19 protein-coding genes are annotated in these 16,679 nt (G+C 71.4%); 14 read left to right on the top strand and 5 right to left on the bottom strand.

Annotated features, from left to right (window positions below; translation table 11 throughout):
* The first annotated feature begins 75 nt into the window (after nucleotides 1-75).
* Nucleotides 76-744: a hypothetical protein gene (locus IE231_RS15925; protein WP_229867244.1), complete on the top strand. Its 669-nt coding sequence runs from the start codon at nucleotides 76-78 to the stop codon at nucleotides 742-744.
* Here the strand turns inward: IE231_RS15925 and IE231_RS15920 are convergent.
* Nucleotides 741-1,613 carry an NAD(P)-dependent oxidoreductase gene (locus tag IE231_RS15920; protein ID WP_189694975.1) on the bottom strand — a complete coding sequence of 291 codons (873 nt, stop codon included), beginning with the start codon at nucleotides 1,611-1,613 and terminating at the stop codon, nucleotides 741-743. The two genes, IE231_RS15925 and IE231_RS15920, sit on opposite strands and share 4 nt — an antisense overlap.
* Nucleotides 1,614-1,768: 155 nt before the next feature.
* On the opposite strand from IE231_RS15920, the gene IE231_RS15915 reads away from it, so the two are divergent.
* Nucleotides 1,769-2,101, top strand: coding sequence for a TfoX/Sxy family protein (locus IE231_RS15915; RefSeq protein WP_189694974.1), 333 nt, complete (start codon nucleotides 1,769-1,771; stop codon nucleotides 2,099-2,101).
* A 116-nt stretch (nucleotides 2,102-2,217) separates the two neighbouring features.
* Here the strand turns inward: IE231_RS15915 and IE231_RS15910 are convergent, their stop codons facing one another.
* A complete protein-coding gene (locus IE231_RS15910; protein WP_189694973.1) occupies nucleotides 2,218-3,216 on the bottom strand; it encodes an adenosine deaminase in 999 nt (332 codons plus the stop codon).
* 110 nt (nucleotides 3,217-3,326) lie between these two features.
* Here IE231_RS15910 and IE231_RS15905 point away from each other — a divergent pair, with 110 nt between their 5' ends.
* The 12 genes from IE231_RS15905 (at nucleotide 3,327) to IE231_RS15855 (ending at nucleotide 13,891) form a co-directional block, all read left to right on the top strand.
* Nucleotides 3,327-4,352, top strand: a complete 1,026-nt coding sequence (locus IE231_RS15905) for an ABC transporter ATP-binding protein (RefSeq protein ID WP_189694972.1) — start codon at nucleotides 3,327-3,329, stop codon at nucleotides 4,350-4,352.
* Between the two features lies 1 nt (nucleotide 4,353).
* Nucleotides 4,354-5,976, top strand: coding sequence for an ABC transporter permease (locus IE231_RS15900; protein WP_189694971.1), 1,623 nt, complete (start codon nucleotides 4,354-4,356; stop codon nucleotides 5,974-5,976).
* Entirely contained in the window at nucleotides 5,973-6,455 is a 483-nt protein-coding gene (locus IE231_RS15895) for a GbsR/MarR family transcriptional regulator (protein ID WP_189694970.1), read from the top strand. The genes IE231_RS15900 and IE231_RS15895 overlap by 4 nt, the downstream gene beginning before the upstream one ends.
* Nucleotides 6,456-6,602: 147 nt before the next feature.
* Nucleotides 6,603-7,253, top strand: coding sequence for an NAD(P)-dependent oxidoreductase (locus tag IE231_RS15890; RefSeq protein ID WP_189694969.1), 651 nt, complete (start codon nucleotides 6,603-6,605; stop codon nucleotides 7,251-7,253).
* A gap of 131 nt (nucleotides 7,254-7,384) precedes the next feature.
* Nucleotides 7,385-7,813, top strand: coding sequence for a universal stress protein (locus IE231_RS15885; RefSeq protein WP_189694968.1), 429 nt, complete (start codon nucleotides 7,385-7,387; stop codon nucleotides 7,811-7,813).
* A gap of 12 nt (nucleotides 7,814-7,825) precedes the next feature.
* Nucleotides 7,826-7,948: a hypothetical protein gene (locus tag IE231_RS18445; protein WP_255430224.1), complete on the top strand. Its 123-nt coding sequence runs from the start codon at nucleotides 7,826-7,828 to the stop codon at nucleotides 7,946-7,948.
* Between the two features lie 19 nt (nucleotides 7,949-7,967).
* Nucleotides 7,968-8,741: a Rossmann-fold NAD(P)-binding domain-containing protein gene (locus tag IE231_RS15880; RefSeq protein WP_229867242.1), complete on the top strand. Its 774-nt coding sequence runs from the start codon at nucleotides 7,968-7,970 to the stop codon at nucleotides 8,739-8,741.
* 56 nt (nucleotides 8,742-8,797) lie between these two features.
* The gene (locus IE231_RS15875; protein WP_189694966.1) at nucleotides 8,798-9,109 is read left to right on the top strand and encodes a hypothetical protein; all 312 of its coding nucleotides are present in this window, start codon (nucleotides 8,798-8,800) and stop codon (nucleotides 9,107-9,109) included.
* 244 nt (nucleotides 9,110-9,353) lie between these two features.
* On the top strand, nucleotides 9,354-11,540 hold the full coding sequence (locus IE231_RS15870; protein WP_189694965.1) for an McrB family protein: 2,187 nt from the start codon (nucleotides 9,354-9,356) through the stop codon (nucleotides 11,538-11,540).
* The gene (locus tag IE231_RS15865) at nucleotides 11,537-12,739 is read left to right on the top strand and encodes a 5-methylcytosine restriction system specificity protein McrC (RefSeq protein WP_189694964.1); all 1,203 of its coding nucleotides are present in this window, start codon (nucleotides 11,537-11,539) and stop codon (nucleotides 12,737-12,739) included. Before IE231_RS15870 ends, IE231_RS15865 begins: the two co-directional genes overlap by 4 nt.
* A gap of 5 nt (nucleotides 12,740-12,744) precedes the next feature.
* Nucleotides 12,745-13,116: an iron chaperone gene (locus IE231_RS15860; RefSeq protein WP_189694963.1), complete on the top strand. Its 372-nt coding sequence runs from the start codon at nucleotides 12,745-12,747 to the stop codon at nucleotides 13,114-13,116.
* 70 nt (nucleotides 13,117-13,186) lie between these two features.
* Nucleotides 13,187-13,891 (top strand): DNA alkylation repair protein, encoded by a 705-nt coding sequence (locus IE231_RS15855; RefSeq protein WP_189694962.1) that lies wholly within the window; start codon nucleotides 13,187-13,189, stop codon nucleotides 13,889-13,891.
* A gap of 68 nt (nucleotides 13,892-13,959) precedes the next feature.
* On the opposite strand, the gene IE231_RS15850 is transcribed toward IE231_RS15855, so the two are convergent.
* The 3 genes from IE231_RS15850 to IE231_RS15840 form a co-directional block, all read right to left on the bottom strand.
* Complete coding sequence (locus tag IE231_RS15850) at nucleotides 13,960-14,706, bottom strand: HNH endonuclease family protein (RefSeq protein ID WP_189694994.1); 747 nt, start codon at nucleotides 14,704-14,706, stop codon at nucleotides 13,960-13,962.
* A 269-nt stretch (nucleotides 14,707-14,975) separates the two neighbouring features.
* Nucleotides 14,976-15,809 carry a pullulanase X25 domain-containing protein gene (locus IE231_RS15845; RefSeq protein WP_189694961.1) on the bottom strand — a complete coding sequence of 278 codons (834 nt, stop codon included), beginning with the start codon at nucleotides 15,807-15,809 and terminating at the stop codon, nucleotides 14,976-14,978.
* A gap of 207 nt (nucleotides 15,810-16,016) precedes the next feature.
* Entirely contained in the window at nucleotides 16,017-16,451 is a 435-nt protein-coding gene (locus IE231_RS15840; RefSeq protein WP_189694993.1) for an acyl-CoA thioesterase, read from the bottom strand.
* Nucleotides 16,452-16,679: the final 228 nt, after the last annotated feature.

Below are 16,679 nucleotides of genomic sequence, written 5' to 3'. Positions count from 1 at the left end.
CGGCTGGGTAATAGCCATGCGGCTGCGGGGCCGCCCCTCGTCCCGCTGGCCCCAAAAGCCCGACACGGAGGTTCCATGGCCCGCCACCCCACCAGCTTCTTCGGGCGCCTGTTCGCCGCCGGCTTCGGCGCGGTGAAGGCGGTGCGGCCAGACCGCCCGATCCACCCGCAGGGTGTCCTCCTGACGGGCACGCTGGAGATCAGCGGCGGCGGCTCCGGCATCCCCTTCCTCGACGCCGCCTCCAAGGAGGCCGTGACCGCACGACTCTCGCGGTCGATCGGCCTTCCGGTGCAGTGGCCGGACATCATCGGCCTCGCCGTGAGATTCCCCGCTGAGGGCCGCACGGCGGACGTCCTTCTGGCGTCCACTGGGTGGCGGGTGCCGGGCCGCTTCTGCCTGACCATGCACCGCACGGCGGGGGCGGCCCGGCTGACCTCCCTCATGCCCTACCGGGGGCCGCGCGGCCCCGTCATCCTCGGAGCGCGGACCCGCGGCGCCGATCCGGGCGCGCCGGGCCGCATCTCCCCGAACGCGGACTGGCACCTTGAGCTCTTCTGGGCCACGCCGCTGGGCGCCTGGCACCGCTTCGGCTCCCTGCGCCTCAGGCCTGCGCTTGGGCCGGACGGCACCATCCAGGACACCAGCCTGCGGTTCGACCCCCTGCTCAGCCCGCTGCCCACCGCGGGCACCTACGCGTGGACCCGCCGCCTGCGGGAGCACTCCTACCGCCGCGCGCGGTCCTAGTCCTTGAACGCCTCGACGACGGAGGCCATGTCCTCGCCCCGGTGACCGGCCTCGACCGCCGCGTCGAACCTGCTGCGCAGCGCGTCCATGAGCACGGAGCTCACCCCGGCGGAGCGCAGGGCGTCGGCGATGAGCCCGGCGTCCTTCGCGGCGCCCTCGAGTGGGAACGCCGGTGGGTACTCGCCCGCGATCATCGCCTTGCCCTTCAGCTGGGCGTAGGGGCTGTCCGTCCCGCCGCCGGCGATCGAGTCGAGGAAGAGCTGGCCGTCGAGCCCGAGGCCGCGCGCAAGGTCGATCGCCTGTGCCGTGCCTCCCACGAGCGTCAGCACCCACGAGTTCAGCACGAGCTTGAGCCGCTGCCCGTCGCCGGGGCGGTCGCCGACCCAGACCGTCTTCGCTCCGACAGCGTCGAAGACCGGGTCCACGGTCTCCCGGAGACCGGCCGGGCAGCCTGCCACCACGATGAGCTTCCCCTCCTCGGCGGGCTGCCGGGTGCCCATGACCGGGGCGTCCACGAAAGCAACTCCTGCAGCAGAGGCCTGCTCGGCGAGCCGCTGCGCGCCCTCGACGCCGACGGTTGCGCTCTGCACCCACACCGCGCCGTCCTTCATCGCCGGCAGCGCCTCACCCATGACCTGGGCGATCGCGGCCTCGTCGAAGAGCATCGTCACCACGACGTCGGCACCCGAGACGGCATCCGCTGGCGTGTCCGCGACCTTCGAGACGGCGTCAGCGAGCGCCGCGGCCCTCTCGTGGCTGCGGTTCCAGACGGTGACGTCGAAGCCCGCCTTGGCGAGGTTCTTGGCCATGCCCGCGCCCATGATGCCCGTTCCGAGCACTGCTGCTGTTCTGCCCGTCGACGTTCCCATTGCTGCTCCTGTCGATGCCTGCTGGTCAGGCTCGGCCTGCTCGGCCCGAGCCCCGCCCCACGCTAGTTCGCCCCGGCGCCCACCTCAAGGGCGGCTCCTCGCGCCCAGGAGACCCAGGGGTGCCGGATCCGCTGCATTCTTGGGAGGATGTCCGCGTGGCCTACGACACAGTGCTCGCCGATCGCATCCGCGCCCTCCTGTCAGGCACCGCGGAATTCACCGAGAAGAAGATGTTCGGCGGCCTCGCGTTCCTCATCGGCGGCAACATGGCCGTGAGCGCGTCGGGCAGCGGTGGGATGCTCCTGCGTGCCGACCCGGCGGCGAGCGATGAGCTGTGCGCACACCCCGGGGTGGAGCGCGCCGTGATGCGCGGTCGCTCCATGGACGGCTGGCTCCGCGTGGACGAGGACGCGATCGACTCGGACGACGATCTCCGCCGCTGGGTCACGGTCGGCGTCGAGTACGCGCGGTCGCTGCCCGCCAAGTAGTCTGCGGCCCGGCGCGGCCTCAGCCCGCGAGCGTGAGCCGCGCCGCGCCGTCGTGCGCGCGCGACTCGTGCCGTCCATGTCCAGCAGCAGGGCGCGGGCCGTGACGGGCTGGGGGTTCATGCCCCCGCCTCCCACGCGTCGATCTCCCCGAGCAGCTCGGCCTGGCGTCCATCCGGCGCGAAGCTCGCTGTCACGGAGTTCCGGGCCAGCTCCGCAAGGCTCGAGCGGTCGAGGCCGAACTGCTCGGCCACCGCGGCGAGGTTCTGCCCGGCGTAGCCGCCGAAGTAGGCCGGGTCGTCGGAGTTCACGGTCACGCGCAGGCCCGCGGCGAGCATCGCCGGCAGCGGATGCTCGGCGAGGGAGGGGACGGCGCGCAGCCGCACATTGGAGAACGGACACACGGTGAGCGGGATGCGGTGCTCGGCGAGATGCCGCACGAGCTGGGGGTCCTCGAGGGAGCGGATGCCGTGGTCGATCCGCTCGGCGCGGAGCTCGCGCAGCGCCTCCCAGACGTACTCGGGGCCGCCTTCCTCCCCCGCGTGCGCGACCGCGTGGAGGCCGAGCGCCCGGGCCTCGGCGTAGAGGTGGGCGAACGGCGTGGCGGGATTCCCCACCTCGGCGGAGTCGAGGCCGACGCCGAGCAGCGCCTCGGGCTGGCGCCTCGCCTCCGCCCACACCGCCTCGGCTTCCTCGACCGGCGCGTCGCGGAGGAAGCACAGGATGAGGCCGCCGGTCATGCCCAGGCGCGCCGCGCCGTCGAGCGCGTCCTGCAGCCCGCCCACCACATCCTTGTACGGCACGCCCCGGGCGGTGTGAGCCTGGGCGTCGAAGAAGATCTCGGCGTGGCGCACCCCCTCGGCCGCGGCACGTGTCAGGTAGGCGGCGGCGAGGTCCCGGAAGTCCGCGCGGGTGCGCAGCACGGCCATGCACGCGTAGTAGAGGTCGAGGAAGGACTGCAGGTCCGTGAACCGGTAGGCGGCCCGCAGCTCCTCGACGGACGCGAAGGGCAGCTCCACACCGTTCCGGCCGGCGAGCTTTAACGCGAGCTCGGGCTCGAGGGTGCCCTCGATGTGCAGGTGCAGCTCGGCTGTGGGGAGGGTGAGGGCGGCCGTCATGGGGTCCACTCTCGCACGGCGGCGACCGGCCACGGCGCGGACGATTCTTGACGGAATCCTTATGCTTCTGAATATTCAGAATCTTGTGAAACAGGCGTAGCTTCATCTGCATGACAACGGTCATCCAGACAGTGGACCTCCACAAGCACTTCGGCCGTGTGCACGCGCTCGACGGCCTGACCCTTGAGGTGGCCCAGGGCGAGGTCCATGGCTTCCTCGGCCCGAACGGCGCAGGCAAGTCGACCACGCTGCGCATCCTCCTCGGCCTCGCCCGCGCCACCTCGGGCACCGTCACCGTCCTGGACAGGGATCCGTGGGGAGACGCGGTCGAGCTGCACCGCCGTGTGGCAAGCATCCCGGGAGATGTGAGCATCTGGCCCAACCTCTCGGGCGGCGAGGCCATCGACCTCATTTCCCGCCTCCGGGGCGGCACCACGGACCACTCCCGCTACAAGGCCCGCAAGAAGGAACTCTGCGAGCTCTTCGACTTCGACCCGACGAAGAAGGGCCGCGCCTACTCGAAGGGCAACCGGCAGAAGGTCGCCCTCATCGCAGCCTTCGCCACCCCCGCCGAGCTGTACCTCTTCGACGAGCCCACGAGCGGCCTCGACCCGCTCATGGAAGCCGTGTTCACGCGCGAGGTTCGCCGCCTCTCGGAGAACGGTGCCACCGTGCTCCTCTCGAGCCACATCCTCTCCGAGGTCGAGCGGCTCGCCGACCGGGTGAGCATCATCCGGTCGGGCCGGATCGTCGACGGGGGCACGCTCGACTCCCTGCGGCACCTCACCCGGACCGAGATCTCCTTCGCCGCCGACCACGTCGACACCGCCGCGCTTGCTGCCCGCACCGAAGTCCACGACCTCACGGTCGCGGAGGGCCGCGTGAAGTTCGGCGCCGATTCCGACCGCGTCCACGAGGTCCTGCCGCTCCTCGGCGCTCTCGGAGTGAAGGGCCTGCTCGTCTCCCCCGCGTCGCTCGAGGAGCTCTTCCTGCGCCACTACGGCGACACGGTCCCGGCGGAAGAGCGCGGGAACGGAGGCGTTGAGGGCACGGACGACGGCGGGCGGCGCCACCGCCGTCACCGGTCGCCGGAGGAGGTCCCGGCACAGGCCGGCACCACGAGCGCGGGAGCCTGAGATGGGCACCTTCGTCTCCCTCTACAGGCAGCGCCTCCGGCGGGACCGTTGGCAGCTCGCCGGCTGGATCGTCGGCATCGGCGCCATGACGCTGTTTGCCTCCGCGGCCGTGGCCAAGACCTACGGCGACGTCACCACCCAGTCCGAGATCCTCAAGGTCGCCCTCGCGACCCCCGCGATCCTCGTGTTCCGCGGCCTCGCCCGCGGGCCGGGGCTCGGGGCCTTCACGTTCTTCGAGATCTTCACCTTCCTCGCGCTGCTGGCGGGGTGGATGAGCACCTTCATGGCGGTGCGCCACTCCCGTGCGGAGGAGGAGAGCGGCAGGGCGGAAATGACGGCCGCGACCCCGGCGGGGCGGATGCTGCCGCTGCTCGCCACGGTGCTGCACGGCGTCGTGGCCAACATCCTGGCCGCGATCGTCGTGGCCGTGTGCTTCATGGCCGGGAACCTCGACCCTGCCGGGTCCGTGCTGGCCGGTGCGGCCACCGGCGCCGTCGGCATCGCCTTCCTCGGGGTCGGCCTGCTGGCCGGGGAGTTCATGAGCACGTCCCGGGGAGCGAACGCCGTCTCCGCCTCCCTCGTGCTCGTCGCCTACCTCCTGCGCGGCTTCGGCGATGCCGCCGGCACCCCCGGGGCCGACGGCATGACCATGACCGCCGGCTGGCCGAGCTGGCTCTCGCCGATCGGGTGGGGGCAGCAGACCTTCGCCTACACGGGCGACCGCTGGTGGCCGCTGCTCCTCCCGCTGGCACTCGGCACCGCGTGCACCGCAGCGACGGCCCTCATCATGGACCGCCGCGACGTGGGCGCCGCCCTCCTCGCCGGACGCACCGGGCGGCCCGACGCACGCCCGACGCTGAACGGCTCGTTCGCCCTCTCTGCCCGGCTCCAGATGGGATCCATCATCGGATGGTGCATCGGCGGCCTCGCAACAGGCCTCCTGACGGGCGCCCTGGGCTCGGCCATCGACGCGATCACCTCTGCCAACCAAGACACGACGGCCGCGCTGCGCAAGATGCTCAACGCCCAGGGCACCTCGACGTCCCAGCTGCTCGTCTCCGTCTTCTTCCTGCTGGCCGGCGTCCTCGCGGCGGCGTGCGCCCTGCAGGCCGTGATCCGGGCGCGGCAGGAGGAGGCCGCCGGGACCGGTCCCTGGCTCGTGTCGCAGCCGCTGGGCCGTATGCGCTGGTTCGCGGACTATCTCGGCCTCGGCGCACTGACCATCGTCGCCGTCCTGTTCCTGACCGCTGTGGGTGCGTGGGCCTCGCTCACTGCCTCGGGAGACACCTCCGCCGCCGTGGGCGACGTCTGGCTGACCGCCCTCGACCAGGTTCCTGCGGCCCTCATCTTCCTCGCCGTCCCCGCTCTCGTCTTCGTGGTCTGGCCGCGCGCAACCATCCCCGCGGGCTGGACGATCCTGGGCGTCGCGGTCCTGCTGGGCGTCTTCGGCGGCCTCATCGGCGTCGACAAGTCCGTCCAGGACCTCTCCCCGTTCTCGCACACCCCGGTCCCCGGCCCGGGCGGAACCGACTGGGCCGGCGGATTCTGGATGCTCGCCATCAGCGCGGGCACGGCAGCCCTCGCGTTGGCCCTCATGCGGCGCCGTGAAGTGGGGTCGGCATGAGCGCCGAGCCGGACACTCCTTCCGAGGCGCCCGGGCTCCCGGATGCGGCCGAGGCCTCGGCGGCGGTCATGATCGCCGCGGGCTTCCCCCGCATCCCGGCGCGCGCGCTCCTGGCGCTGGTCGTCGCCGAGGACGGGGCCCTGACCGCGGCCGAGCTGGCGGAGGTGCTCGGCGTGAGCGCGGCCGCGGTCTCTGGGGCGGTGCGGTACCTGCAGACGGTCGGCTTCGTGCACCGCGTATCCCAGCCGGGGAGCCGGCGCGACCGGTACGCCCTGCCCGACGACCTCTGGTACGTGGCCACCCTGAGGCAGAACCCGGTGTACCAGCGGCTCGGGTCGCTGTCCACGGCCCTCGCCGGTGAGCTTGCCCCAGGCTCCAAGGCACAGGCCCGGGTCGAGGACATGGCTCACTTCTACCGGTTCATCGCCGAGCGCATGCCGCAGCTTCTGGACGAGTGGGAGCGCGAGAGGCGAGCCTGAGGCGTGCAGTCCCGCCCAGTTGTCCGCCGCTTGAGCTCGGCAGCCTCGGCGTGGCTCGGTTCAGCGCCGGGATGAGTGGGCACGAGGGCACGCGCGTGGCAGGGTGGGACTGGTCCCGCACCACGCCGCCGATCAGAAGGAGCCAGCATGTCACGCATCGCCATCATCGGAGGCCACGGGAAGGTGGCCCTCCTCCTCGCCCCGCTGCTCGTGGAGCGCGGCGACGAGGTCACCTCGATCATCCGCAACCCCGACCATGCGGCGGAGGTTGAGGCCACCGGCGCTGCCCCTGTCGTGGCAGACGTCGAGACCCTCGACGAGGCCGCCCTCGCGGAGATCCTTGCCGGGCACGACGCCGTCGTGTGGTCCGCCGGAGCCGGAGGAGGCAACCCTGCACGCACCATGGCCGTGGACCGGGATGCCGCCATCCGCTCGATGAAGGCGGCCGCCGACGCCCAGGTGCCCCGGTACCTCATGGTCTCCTACCTCGGCGCGCGCCCCGACCACGGCGTGCCCGAGTCGAACCCGTTCTTCCACTACGCCGAGGCCAAGGCCGCCGCGGACGAGCACCTGCGCGGCACGAGCCTGGACTGGACCATCCTCGGCCCCTCCGCCCTCACCCTCGACCCCGGAACCGGCAGGATCGCCCTCGCGGGCCCCGAGGACGCCCGCAGCGTCAGCCGGGCGGACGTCGCCGCTGTGGTGGCGGCCGCGCTGCGCGAGCCGCGCACCGTGCACCAGTTCGTGGGCTTCAACCAGGGCGACACACCGATCGACGAGGCCCTCGCCTCCCTCTGACCGGAGGGGCCGCGAGCCCGACCGACGCCTCCCGGGACGCCGGTGCCTCCGCGCGCCGCGCCGCCGGGCAACCGCGGGAGGCTCCCGGTACTCTGGCCCCATCAGCCCCACGACGCACTCAGGAGCGCATCATGACTGGACCCATCGTCGTCGGCGTGGACGGCAGCGAGACCGCCCACCACGCCGCCCTGGAAGCCCGCAATCTCGCCGTGGCCCTCGGCGCGCCCCTCCACGTGGTCTCAGCCTTCGATACCGACCGGACCGAGGTCATCCACAGCGGCAGCGACACGTGGATCGTCTCGGACGCGGACTCCACGGTCGCCACCGCCAAGAAGGTCGCAGCAGACCTCGCGACGCCCGGCCTGACCATCACGTACGGCGCGGCGCGCGGCAAGCCGGCCGAGGCGATCATCGCCGAGGCGGAGCGCATGGGGGCGCGGATGATCGTTGTGGGCAACCGCGGCATGCAGGGCATCGGCAGGTTCCTCGGGAGCGTCGCAAACTCCGTGGCCCACTCCGCCCCCTGCGACGTGCACATCGTCAAGACCGTCGGCTCCTGACCCGGGACCCCCGTGCTCCGAACCCCGCCTGCGCTGCCCCGTCTCGACGGTGCAACGGTGGTGGTCACGGGTGCCACGGCCGGGATCGGCTACTTCGCGGCGGAGCAGCTCGCCGCAGCGGGGCGCCGCCGCTGATGCGAGCATCCGGGCGCAGGTGCCGGGCGCCGTCGTGCGCACGGTGGCCCTGGACCTGGCGAGCCTCGCCTCGGCGCACGACGCCGCCGCCCTCCTGGCGTCGCTGCCCCGCCTCGACGCGGTGGTCGCCAACGCGGGGGCTGTGGGTCTTCCCGACCACGTGAAGCCGCGCGCGGACCGGGGTCCGCGCCCGCGGACGACGGACGACGGCTTCGAGCTGTTCTGGGGAACCAACGCGTTGGGCACGTATGCGCTCGTGGCGGGTGCCCTGACGCGGCTCGTCGAGTGCGGCGGCCGGCTCGTGACCGTGGGGAGCATCAGCCACGCCGTGGCCAGGGCACCGGCGGACGCCGTGCCGGACCCGGCCGAGCCGCTCTCCGACCTGGCCAAGTACGCCCAGTCCAAGCTCGCCGTGATGTCGCTCGGGTTCGAGCTCGCGCGGCGGCTCAAGGGCACAGCCGCCTCATCGGTAGTGGTCCACCCCGGGACGGCCATGGACGCTCTCGCCCCGGCCCGGGACGGCGTCGCCGTCAACCAGCCCGAGGCCTTCCCGGGCCTGCGGCCCCTACTGCGGCTGATCGGGCAGGGCAAGGACCGCGCGGCGGCCGTGCTCGTTGCCGGTGCCGCTGGTCCTGCCGTGGCCAACGGCGACTACTGGGGACCGTCGGGCCCGTTCCAGCTGAGCGGGCGGCCCACGAGGCACACCCCTCGGCCATCGGCCCTCGATCCGGCGGCCGCTGCCGGGCTCGTGGCTGCCCTCGAGCGGCTGAGCGGAGTGCCGCTCCCGGTGTGACCGCCCCCGCGGTGTCGCTCACGCGAGGATCCTGCTGGCCGTGATACGGCTTGAGGATGCACACGTGGGACAACGAATACGCGCAGGTGGTCACTTCCCAGCCGGTGACCGAGTCCGACCGCAACTCCGAGGTGCTGCGGATCCCGGGGAGCGCCCTGACGGCGTTCCCGATCGTGCCCACCGTGGTGACGGTGTCCGTGGGCGGAACCGAGCGGTCCGTGCTGTGGAGTCCGCGCAGCAACGAACGGCGCTCAGGCACTCTGGCGGTGGGGAACGACGTCATGAGCGGACTGCCCGAACACGAAGCGGTGCGGATCGGCGTCCGGGACGAGGTGTTCCACCTCCTCGTGCCGTGCCCGGCCTCCTGACACGGGAAGAAATGTCGGACCCCTCTGGTCTCCTGTGAGTGCTGCATCGGGGCAGGATGCAGCATTCTGGAAGGGGGGACGGCGGTGTCCGGGACGGCGACAATGGGGGGCCGCCCCGGCCACCGCCGCGACCCGCCGCGGGTGCCCCGCGGCCGTCCTTCGCATCGGCGCAGCGTTCATCAGAACATGATCTAATGCTTTGGGTGCCGTGGGTCGCGGCGCAGGCGGAGAAGGCAGGACATCAATGGTGGAAGCGGGCGTTCCCGAAGGTCAGTACTGGTTTGTCGGGGCGTACTACGCAGACCAGGAACCGCAGGACCAGACCGAACGGTTCATCTCGCAGCACATCTGGGAGAACGGGTTCGAGGACCGTTACCTCGACACCGTGAAGTCGATGAAGGTGGGCGACCAGATCGCCCTGAAGTCGACCTACGTCCGCCGCAAGGGCCTCCCGTTCGATCCCCGCGGGCACGCCGTCCCCGTCATGGCGATCAAGGCCGTGGGCGTCATCACCGCCAACCCCGGCGACGGCCGCAAGATCGCCGTCGACTGGACCCGCGTGGACTCGCCGCGGGAGTGGTACCTCTACACCGGCCGGCACACCATCTGGAAGGTCACGCCCGGCCACTGGATGCGCGAGGAACTCCTCCGCTTCACCTTCTGGGGCGACGCCCAGGACACGGACCGGTTCCGCAACGATCCGGCGTGGGCCAAGCGGTTCGGCGACCACGACCCGAAGCCCGAGCAGCGCTTCGAGTGGACGGCCTTCTACGAGGCGATGGCAACGGCCCTCCTGAGGTTCCGCAACCGGCGCCCCGAGCTTCTCGCCCACCTCCGCGCCATGCAGGAGCGCCACGAGGAGCTCGGATTCCTCATGGACCGCGACTGGCGGGACAACCCGGTGCCGCTGAAGGACATCTGCCCCTTCACCGTCATGGGCACGTTCAACCGCGGCACCACGCCCGCCAAGCGCACCGAGATCGCCGCCGACTGGGCGGCCTTCCTCGGCGTCAAGGTCCCGGCGCCCACGGCCTTCGACGGCATCCCCCTCCTGAACAACCAGAACTCGTGGTTCTTCCCGCCGGCAGGGACCCGCCAGCGGGACGACATCGACAGCCTCTGGGACGTCTTCGAGGCGGCCCTCGCCACGGCCGACTCGAGTGAGGACCACGAACGGTTCCGGCTGGCCGCCGCCTATGACCGGGCCCGCGACATCTACCGCGTCGGCACGAAGCTCACGATGGGCCTGTTCTGGGTGCGTCCGTGGAACTTCCTGCCCCTGGACGGCCGCTCGCGGACCTACCTGAAGACCGAGCTCATGCTCGACCAGGACTTCTTCACGGCCGACGGCGCCGCGTACGTGACGCTGCTCGACACCCTCGCGTCGAAGTTCGAGGATCCCCAGTTCGCGGTCCACTCCTTCCCCGAGCTGTCCTGGACCGCCTACCTCGAGCGGTACGGCCAGGGCGCGCACGCCCAGGGCACCACGGACGAGGCCCCCGAGCCGGAGGACGATCCGACCCCCGTCTCGCCGCAGGCCAGCTACACGGTGCACGACATCGTCACCGACGGCTGCTTCATCGACGAGTCCGACCTCAACTCGTACCTGGCCCGGTGGCGGTCCAAGAAGAACCTCATCCTCCAAGGCCCTCCCGGCACGGGCAAGACCTGGCTCGCGCGTCGCCTCGCCTACGCGCTCATCGGCACCAGGGACAACAAGTCGGCCCTGCGCGCCACCCAGTTCCACCCGAACTCCAGCTACGAGGACTTCGTGCGCGGCTGGCGCCCGGGCTCGGACGGGAAGCTCACGCTCGTGGACGGCCCGTTCCTCGAGATGGTCGAGCGGGCCAACGCCAACCCTGACGTCCCGCACGTGATGCTCATCGAGGAGATCAACCGCGGCAACCCGGTCCAGGTCTTCGGAGAGCTGCTGACCCTCATCGAGGCCGGCAAGCGGTCCCCGCGCGAGTCCCTGCAGCTCGCCTACCCGCGCTCGGGCACTGAGAGCGTGCACGTGCCGAGCAACCTCTACATCATCGGCACCATGAACCTCGCCGACCGCTCCCTCGCGATCATGGACCTCGCGTTCCGGCGGCGCTTCGCGTTCGTCTCGCTCGAGCCGAGCGTCAACGACGCATGGCAGTCGTGGATGTCCACGCGCCACGGCGTGGACGAGAAGGAGCTCGAGCTCGTGCGATTCCACTTCGAGGCCCTCAACGACCGCATCGCCGACGACCCGGCGCTCGGCTCCGAGTTCCGCCTCGGGCACTCGTTCGTCACGCCGCCGGCGGAGGAGCGCGTCTCCTCGTTCGCGGACTGGTTCCGCGGCGTCGTGGACACCGAGATCGTGCCGACCCTCGAGGAGTACTGGTTCGACGACGCGGCGAAGGCCGAGGCGGCGTCGTCGGCCCTCCTCGAAGGCCTCGAGTGACGGACGCCCGTCCCGAGCGCAGCACGGAGAGCACGACGGCGGGCTCGGCGCCTCCAGCGGCGGCGGACGGATCCGTCGTCGTTGCGGGCGGGGTGACCATCCCGGTCCGCAACGTGTGGCTTCTGCTGCTGTACGCCTCGGAGTTCTACCAGTCGGGGCCGGAGGCGTTCGACGGGGTCGAGGAGTACCCCGAGAAGCTCCCCGAGCTGCTCGCCGAGCTGCTCGTGGCGAGCACCGAGGACCGCCTGCGCAGGCCGCTCACGCCCTCATTCGCAAAGACGTCGCGCGATCTCTCGCGGGTCCGCGGCGGCATCGACACCCTGCGCACCGAGTCCCACCAGCTGCTCTCGCGCGGGCTCGTGGCGTGCCGGTTCGAAGAGCTCACCGTGGACACGCCGCGCAACCGCCTGGTCCGCACCGCGCTGGATTCCATCGCCCGGCTGTGCGGGGACGAGGACCTCATGCGCCGCTGCCAGGGCCAGTCGCAGAGGCTCGCCCGGCTCGGCGTCGGCCTGCTCGACCTGAGGGCCGGCCAGCGGGACCAGTCGCTGCTCGCCGGGCTGCGGCTGACCCGGAACGACCAGCGCGACCGGTCGGTGCTGCTCGCGGCCCGGCTGGCGCTGCAGCTGTCCCTCCCCTTCGGCCGCACCAATCCGGGGCATGGACGCGGAAGCCTCGACGAGCGGCAGTTCCGCAACCTGTTCGAACGAGCGGTGGGCGGTTTCTACTCGGTGCACGGGCGTCCGCGCGGGTGGACGGTGCAGCGCGGCCGCAAGGTCGGCTGGAAGACCACTGGGGCCACGCTCGGGATGGCCGCCGTCCTGCCGCACATGGTCACGGACGTCTGGATCGACGTTCCCGCACGCGAACCGGCGCAGGGCCGGAGGCTCATCGTGGACACCAAGTTCGCCCCCGCACTGCGGACCGGCCGGTTCGCCCGGGAGACCCTCAGCTCGGGCCACCTCTTCGAGCTCTACACGTATGTGCGCGAGCAGGAATCGTCCACGGACCCGGCGTCGCTGCGGGCGGGAGGCCTCCTGCTCTACCCCTCCACGGGGACTGCCCTCGCGGAATCCTTCGTCTCCTCCGGGCACCGCCTCGGCGCGGCGACCGTTGACCTGTCCGTGGCGTCCGTGCTCGTCCGCGACCAACTCGTCGCCGCCGTGGCTCCCTACCTCGAGGAGCCTGTGCGAGGATAGCGCCCATGGGCGAGGTCACCGACTATCTGGCGACACTTGGCGGACCCGACGCCGAGGCGGCGCGGCACGTGTACAGCGTGGCCCGCGAGGTCGCGCCGGACGCGACCGAGGGACGCAGCTACGCCATGCCGGCGCTGCTCCTGCACGGCAAGGGCTACGCGGCCGTGATGGCGGCCAAGAAGCACCTCTCGCTGTTCCCGTTCAGCGGCCAGGTGCTGGCGCAGTTCGCCGACCGGCTCGGGGACTTCGACTGGGCCAAGGGAACCCTGCGGTTCACCGCCGACCACCCCGTCCCGGACGGCCTGCTCCGCGACATCTTCACCGCCCGCATCGCCGAGATCGAGGCGAAGACCGGCACGCGGCCGGCGTCGGACTGAGCAGGGGCGTTTCCGGCGTTTCTCGGCTACCCTCGACATAGGTCTAGCGGGCCTGTCGAGGAGTGTACGCGTGGCAGCGGGTGCGCTGACCGCCGGGGCGTTCCTGGCGGTGCTGGAGTCCCTGAGCTCCGATGATGAGCTCCGGAAGTACAAGCGTGCGTTTCCCGTGGCACGGCGTGGAACGGACCGGTTCCTCGGCGTCCGGATGGGCTCCGTCCTCGATCTGGCCCGGGCCTCCGCGGACATGCCCCTGGGCGAGGTCGAACGGCTGCTCGAGAGCCCTTGGCACGAGGCCAGGATGGCCGCCGTGAGCATCATGGACCTTCAGGCACGCAGGCACACCGCAACGCCCGAGCAGCGCCGCGAACTCTACGAGCTGTACCTGCGCCGGCATGATCGGATCAACGTCTGGGACCTTGTGGATGCGGCCGCCGCCTCGGTGGTGGGCGGCTACCTCGCAGACGGGCCGCGCGAGCCGCTCTACGCGCTGGCCCGGTCGCCGGGGGCCTGCGAACGCCGCACGGCCGTCGTGGCGAGCACCTATTTCCTGGGAACCGGGGACACGGGCGAGCTCTTCCGGATCGCCGAGCTGCTCGCCGAGGATCCAGACGAGTCGGTGCAGAAGGCCATCGGCTGGGCGCTCCGGACGGCGGGCGCAGCCGATCTCGAAGCCTTCCTGGACCTCTGCGCTCCGCGCATGCAGCGGGCCGCGCTGAGGTATGCAGTGGAGAAGCTGCCGAAGGGTGCCAGGGAGAGGTACCTCAAAGCCTCGTGATGCACTGGGCTGGGACCCAGCAGCCACGACCGGCTGCGCGATGACCCTACGATGACCCTCGTATTACCCTACTGTGCCGTGCAGGCGGAGAGCAGGTCGGCCGCCTTCGCGTGCTCGGCATCGGTCATCCAGAGCCCGTAGGAGGCCTTGACCTCCACTATGGTCACCGCGTACTCGCACCGGAAGGGCTTGTTGGGCGGCAGCCACGTGGCCAGGTCTCCGTCACCCTTCTCCTGGTTGGCGGGGCCGTCCATCGCGCGGAGATTGGCTGGGTCGTTGGCGAACTCGAGGCGCTTCTGCGCGGTCCACTGCTGCGCGCCCTTCTGCCAGGCATCGGAGAGCGGCACCACGTGGTCAATCTGGACGTCGGCGGACCGTCCGCCGCGCTGGAAGTCGATGGTCTTGCCCGTGTACGGGTCGTGGAGGGTTCCGGAGAGGACTACACAGTCCCCCGTGCCTGGCTTGAAGGCGGGATCGGCGAGGTCCCTGGCGAGGATGTCGTTGCGGGTATCGCACCCGTTCCTGTCCGTGTCCGCCCACGCCTGCCCGAACTGGGTGCGCGCATAGCCGGTCTTGGGCGCGCGGCCCTTGACCGGGATCGAGGCGAGCGAGGCCTTCGCGGCCTCGAGCCGGGCCGACGGGACACCACCGATCCCTGCCTGCGCGGCGGGAAGCGGCGACTCGATGCCCGGCACACGGATCAGCCCGACTAGCCACCCGAGTGTGAGGGCCGCGAGACCCGCGACCGCGACGATCCCCACTCCCCCGGACCGCCCACGCCGGCGTCTGTACGCGCGGGACGACCGCTGCAGCATCACGTGTTCCCCCTCAACGGTTGGCCTACTGATTCACCGTAGGCCACCGCGCCGACATCTCCCGTCCCCGCCACCGCTATGTGGACAGGTGCGGGTGGACAGGCGCGGGCATGGCTGAGGGGCAGCCAGCGGGCGTAGGCCCGCCGATTGCCCCTCAGCTCACCTGGCCTGCCAGCGCTTCCAGTCAGTCAGCGCTTCCAGTCGGCCAGCGCTTCCAGTCGGCCAGCGCTTCCAGTCGGCCAGCGCTTCCAGTCAGTCAGCGCAGCCCGTCAGGAGAAAGCCACATCCTTGGTGTCGTGGTCGTACGCGATGGTGACCGTACCGCCGTCGTGCACGAGCTCGTGGTTCGCACCGTTGAAGGTGCCGAACGCGCCGTAGTTCTCGTCCCACGAGCGGTTGATCGCGATCTTGAACGCGTAGTGGCCAGCGGGGAGGTCGACCGTGCGGACCCAGCGGCGCGAGGTGGCATCGAGGCCCATCTGCACCGCGTCGGGCCGCGGCTCCCAGTCGTCGTGGGCGCCGAGGTGCTGCGCGAAGTCGCCGGCAATCGCAACGCTGTCCGGCTGGCCCAGGTCGACGGCGCCGGGGGCCGTGGAGTCGGCCTCCGCCGAATCTCCCGGTGACGTCTCGGTCGCTGCCGCCTCCGCCACCACGGGTTCGGCTGCCTCGACCGGCTGCGCGGCAGCCTTCTTCTTCGCCGGCGCCTTGCGGGTCTTCTTCTGGGCGGGGGGCTCGGTCGGCACCGGAGTTCCCTCCGGCACCGGGGTGCCGGCCGCGAGGGCCTCGGCGAGCGCCTGCGCGGTCGGGAAGGCCACCGTGGCGCGCAGCCCCTCTTCCGTGATCGCCCAGCCGGACCGGCCCTTGACCATCCATCCGGCCTTGACGAGCTTTGCCGTGGCCGTGGTGAGGGCCTTGTGCCCGCGGGGAATGCCGCCCGAGAGCAGGAAGGCCTCGTGCTCGTCGAAGGGCACGGCGTCCACGGCGGCGGTCAGGACGGCGCGCGCATCCACGGTCTCCCCCGACAGGGCTGCACCAGCAAGCCCGTCCAGTACCGCCTTGAGGCGGAGGTCAAGCTTCTCTGCCGTGTTCGCGTTCTTCGCCATTGCAACCCCTTGTTCCTTGCGTTCTCAGCCGGGCCAAGCCTGCGGCCCCAGTCCATGCTTGCCCGTTACTCGCCGGGTCGTCTTCTCGGTGACCGAGTGTGACGCGCCGGACATCCCACCGGTCCATTCTGCCCGTTGCCGGTTGACACGAGGTTACCGGCACACGACGGGCGCGTGCCGCCTCACAGTCGGAGACGGCGCTCACGCCTACCTGGAGAAAAGCCCCGGTCCGACGTAGGGCGCGAGCCGCGAGCGCTGCTCGTCGGTGAGCCGGACGAGGCGCCCGGAGCGCTCGTCCACGAAGGCGAGCTGGGTGGTTGCCCGCACGCATTCGTAGCCGTCCACCGGGTCGTGGACCACGTAGTCGAGGGTGAGGGCCGCGGCCTTGAGGCCGCTCACCCACACGTCGACCTTTGCCGGCACGTTGCGGTAGTCGAGCGGACGCACATACCGCACGCGGTGCTCCACGACGAGCGCGAGCATGCCGTCCGGAACGGCCGAGAACAGCGCCACCGGGGGTTCGACGCCGGCCGCGCCAGTCCCGCCCGGAGGCCCGAAGGCGGCGATCCTCGCCTCCTCGAGCATGCGCACGATCTGGACGTTGTTCACGTGCCCGTACGCATCCATGTCGCCCCAGCGCATCGGCACACTGACGCGCAGCCGCCGCGCGCCGTCGTGCGCTGCCGCGGGCGCTTCGCCTGCCCTGCTCTCTGTGCTCACTCCACGGGTCTACCACAGACCTGCCGCGGGTGGCGCCCGGGGCGCTTCGTGCCCCGCCGGCGCCACCCCGCCGGTACCTCCGAGCCTACGGAGAGGACCTTGCAGCGCGGTGTCGCGGATGTTTAATCGCGGTAAAGGGAGTCACCGGGA

Source organism: Sinomonas cellulolyticus (assembly GCF_014656475.1).
Taxonomy (GTDB): domain Bacteria; phylum Actinomycetota; class Actinomycetes; order Actinomycetales; family Micrococcaceae; genus Sinomonas; species Sinomonas cellulolyticus.
The sequence above is the reverse complement of the archived record's forward strand: the minus strand, read 5'-3'. Positions and strand labels throughout refer to the sequence as shown.

Excerpts from the sequence above, each read along its gene's own strand:
- IE231_RS15925 (WP_229867244.1), top strand. The coding sequence starts at position 76 with ATGGCCCGCCACCCCACCAGCTTCTTCGGGCGCCTGTTCGCCGCCGGC.
- IE231_RS15840 (WP_189694993.1), bottom strand. The coding sequence starts at position 16,451 with ATGCGCTGGGGCGACATGGATGCGTACGGGCACGTGAACAACGTCCAG.
- IE231_RS15890 (WP_189694969.1), top strand. The coding sequence starts at position 6,603 with ATGTCACGCATCGCCATCATCGGAGGCCACGGGAAGGTGGCCCTCCTC.
- IE231_RS15905 (WP_189694972.1), top strand. The coding sequence starts at position 3,327 with ATGACAACGGTCATCCAGACAGTGGACCTCCACAAGCACTTCGGCCGT.
- IE231_RS15870 (WP_189694965.1), top strand. The coding sequence starts at position 9,354 with ATGGTGGAAGCGGGCGTTCCCGAAGGTCAGTACTGGTTTGTCGGGGCG.
- IE231_RS15875 (WP_189694966.1), top strand. The coding sequence starts at position 8,798 with ATGCACACGTGGGACAACGAATACGCGCAGGTGGTCACTTCCCAGCCG.
- IE231_RS15920 (WP_189694975.1), bottom strand. The coding sequence starts at position 1,613 with ATGGGAACGTCGACGGGCAGAACAGCAGCAGTGCTCGGAACGGGCATC.
- IE231_RS15910 (WP_189694973.1), bottom strand. The coding sequence starts at position 3,216 with ATGACGGCCGCCCTCACCCTCCCCACAGCCGAGCTGCACCTGCACATC.
- IE231_RS15885 (WP_189694968.1), top strand. The coding sequence starts at position 7,385 with ATGACTGGACCCATCGTCGTCGGCGTGGACGGCAGCGAGACCGCCCAC.
- IE231_RS15895 (WP_189694970.1), top strand. The coding sequence starts at position 5,973 with ATGAGCGCCGAGCCGGACACTCCTTCCGAGGCGCCCGGGCTCCCGGAT.
- IE231_RS15860 (WP_189694963.1), top strand. The coding sequence starts at position 12,745 with ATGGGCGAGGTCACCGACTATCTGGCGACACTTGGCGGACCCGACGCC.
- IE231_RS15850 (WP_189694994.1), bottom strand. The coding sequence starts at position 14,706 with ATGCTGCAGCGGTCGTCCCGCGCGTACAGACGCCGGCGTGGGCGGTCC.
- IE231_RS15845 (WP_189694961.1), bottom strand. The coding sequence starts at position 15,809 with ATGGCGAAGAACGCGAACACGGCAGAGAAGCTTGACCTCCGCCTCAAG.
- IE231_RS15900 (WP_189694971.1), top strand. The coding sequence starts at position 4,354 with ATGGGCACCTTCGTCTCCCTCTACAGGCAGCGCCTCCGGCGGGACCGT.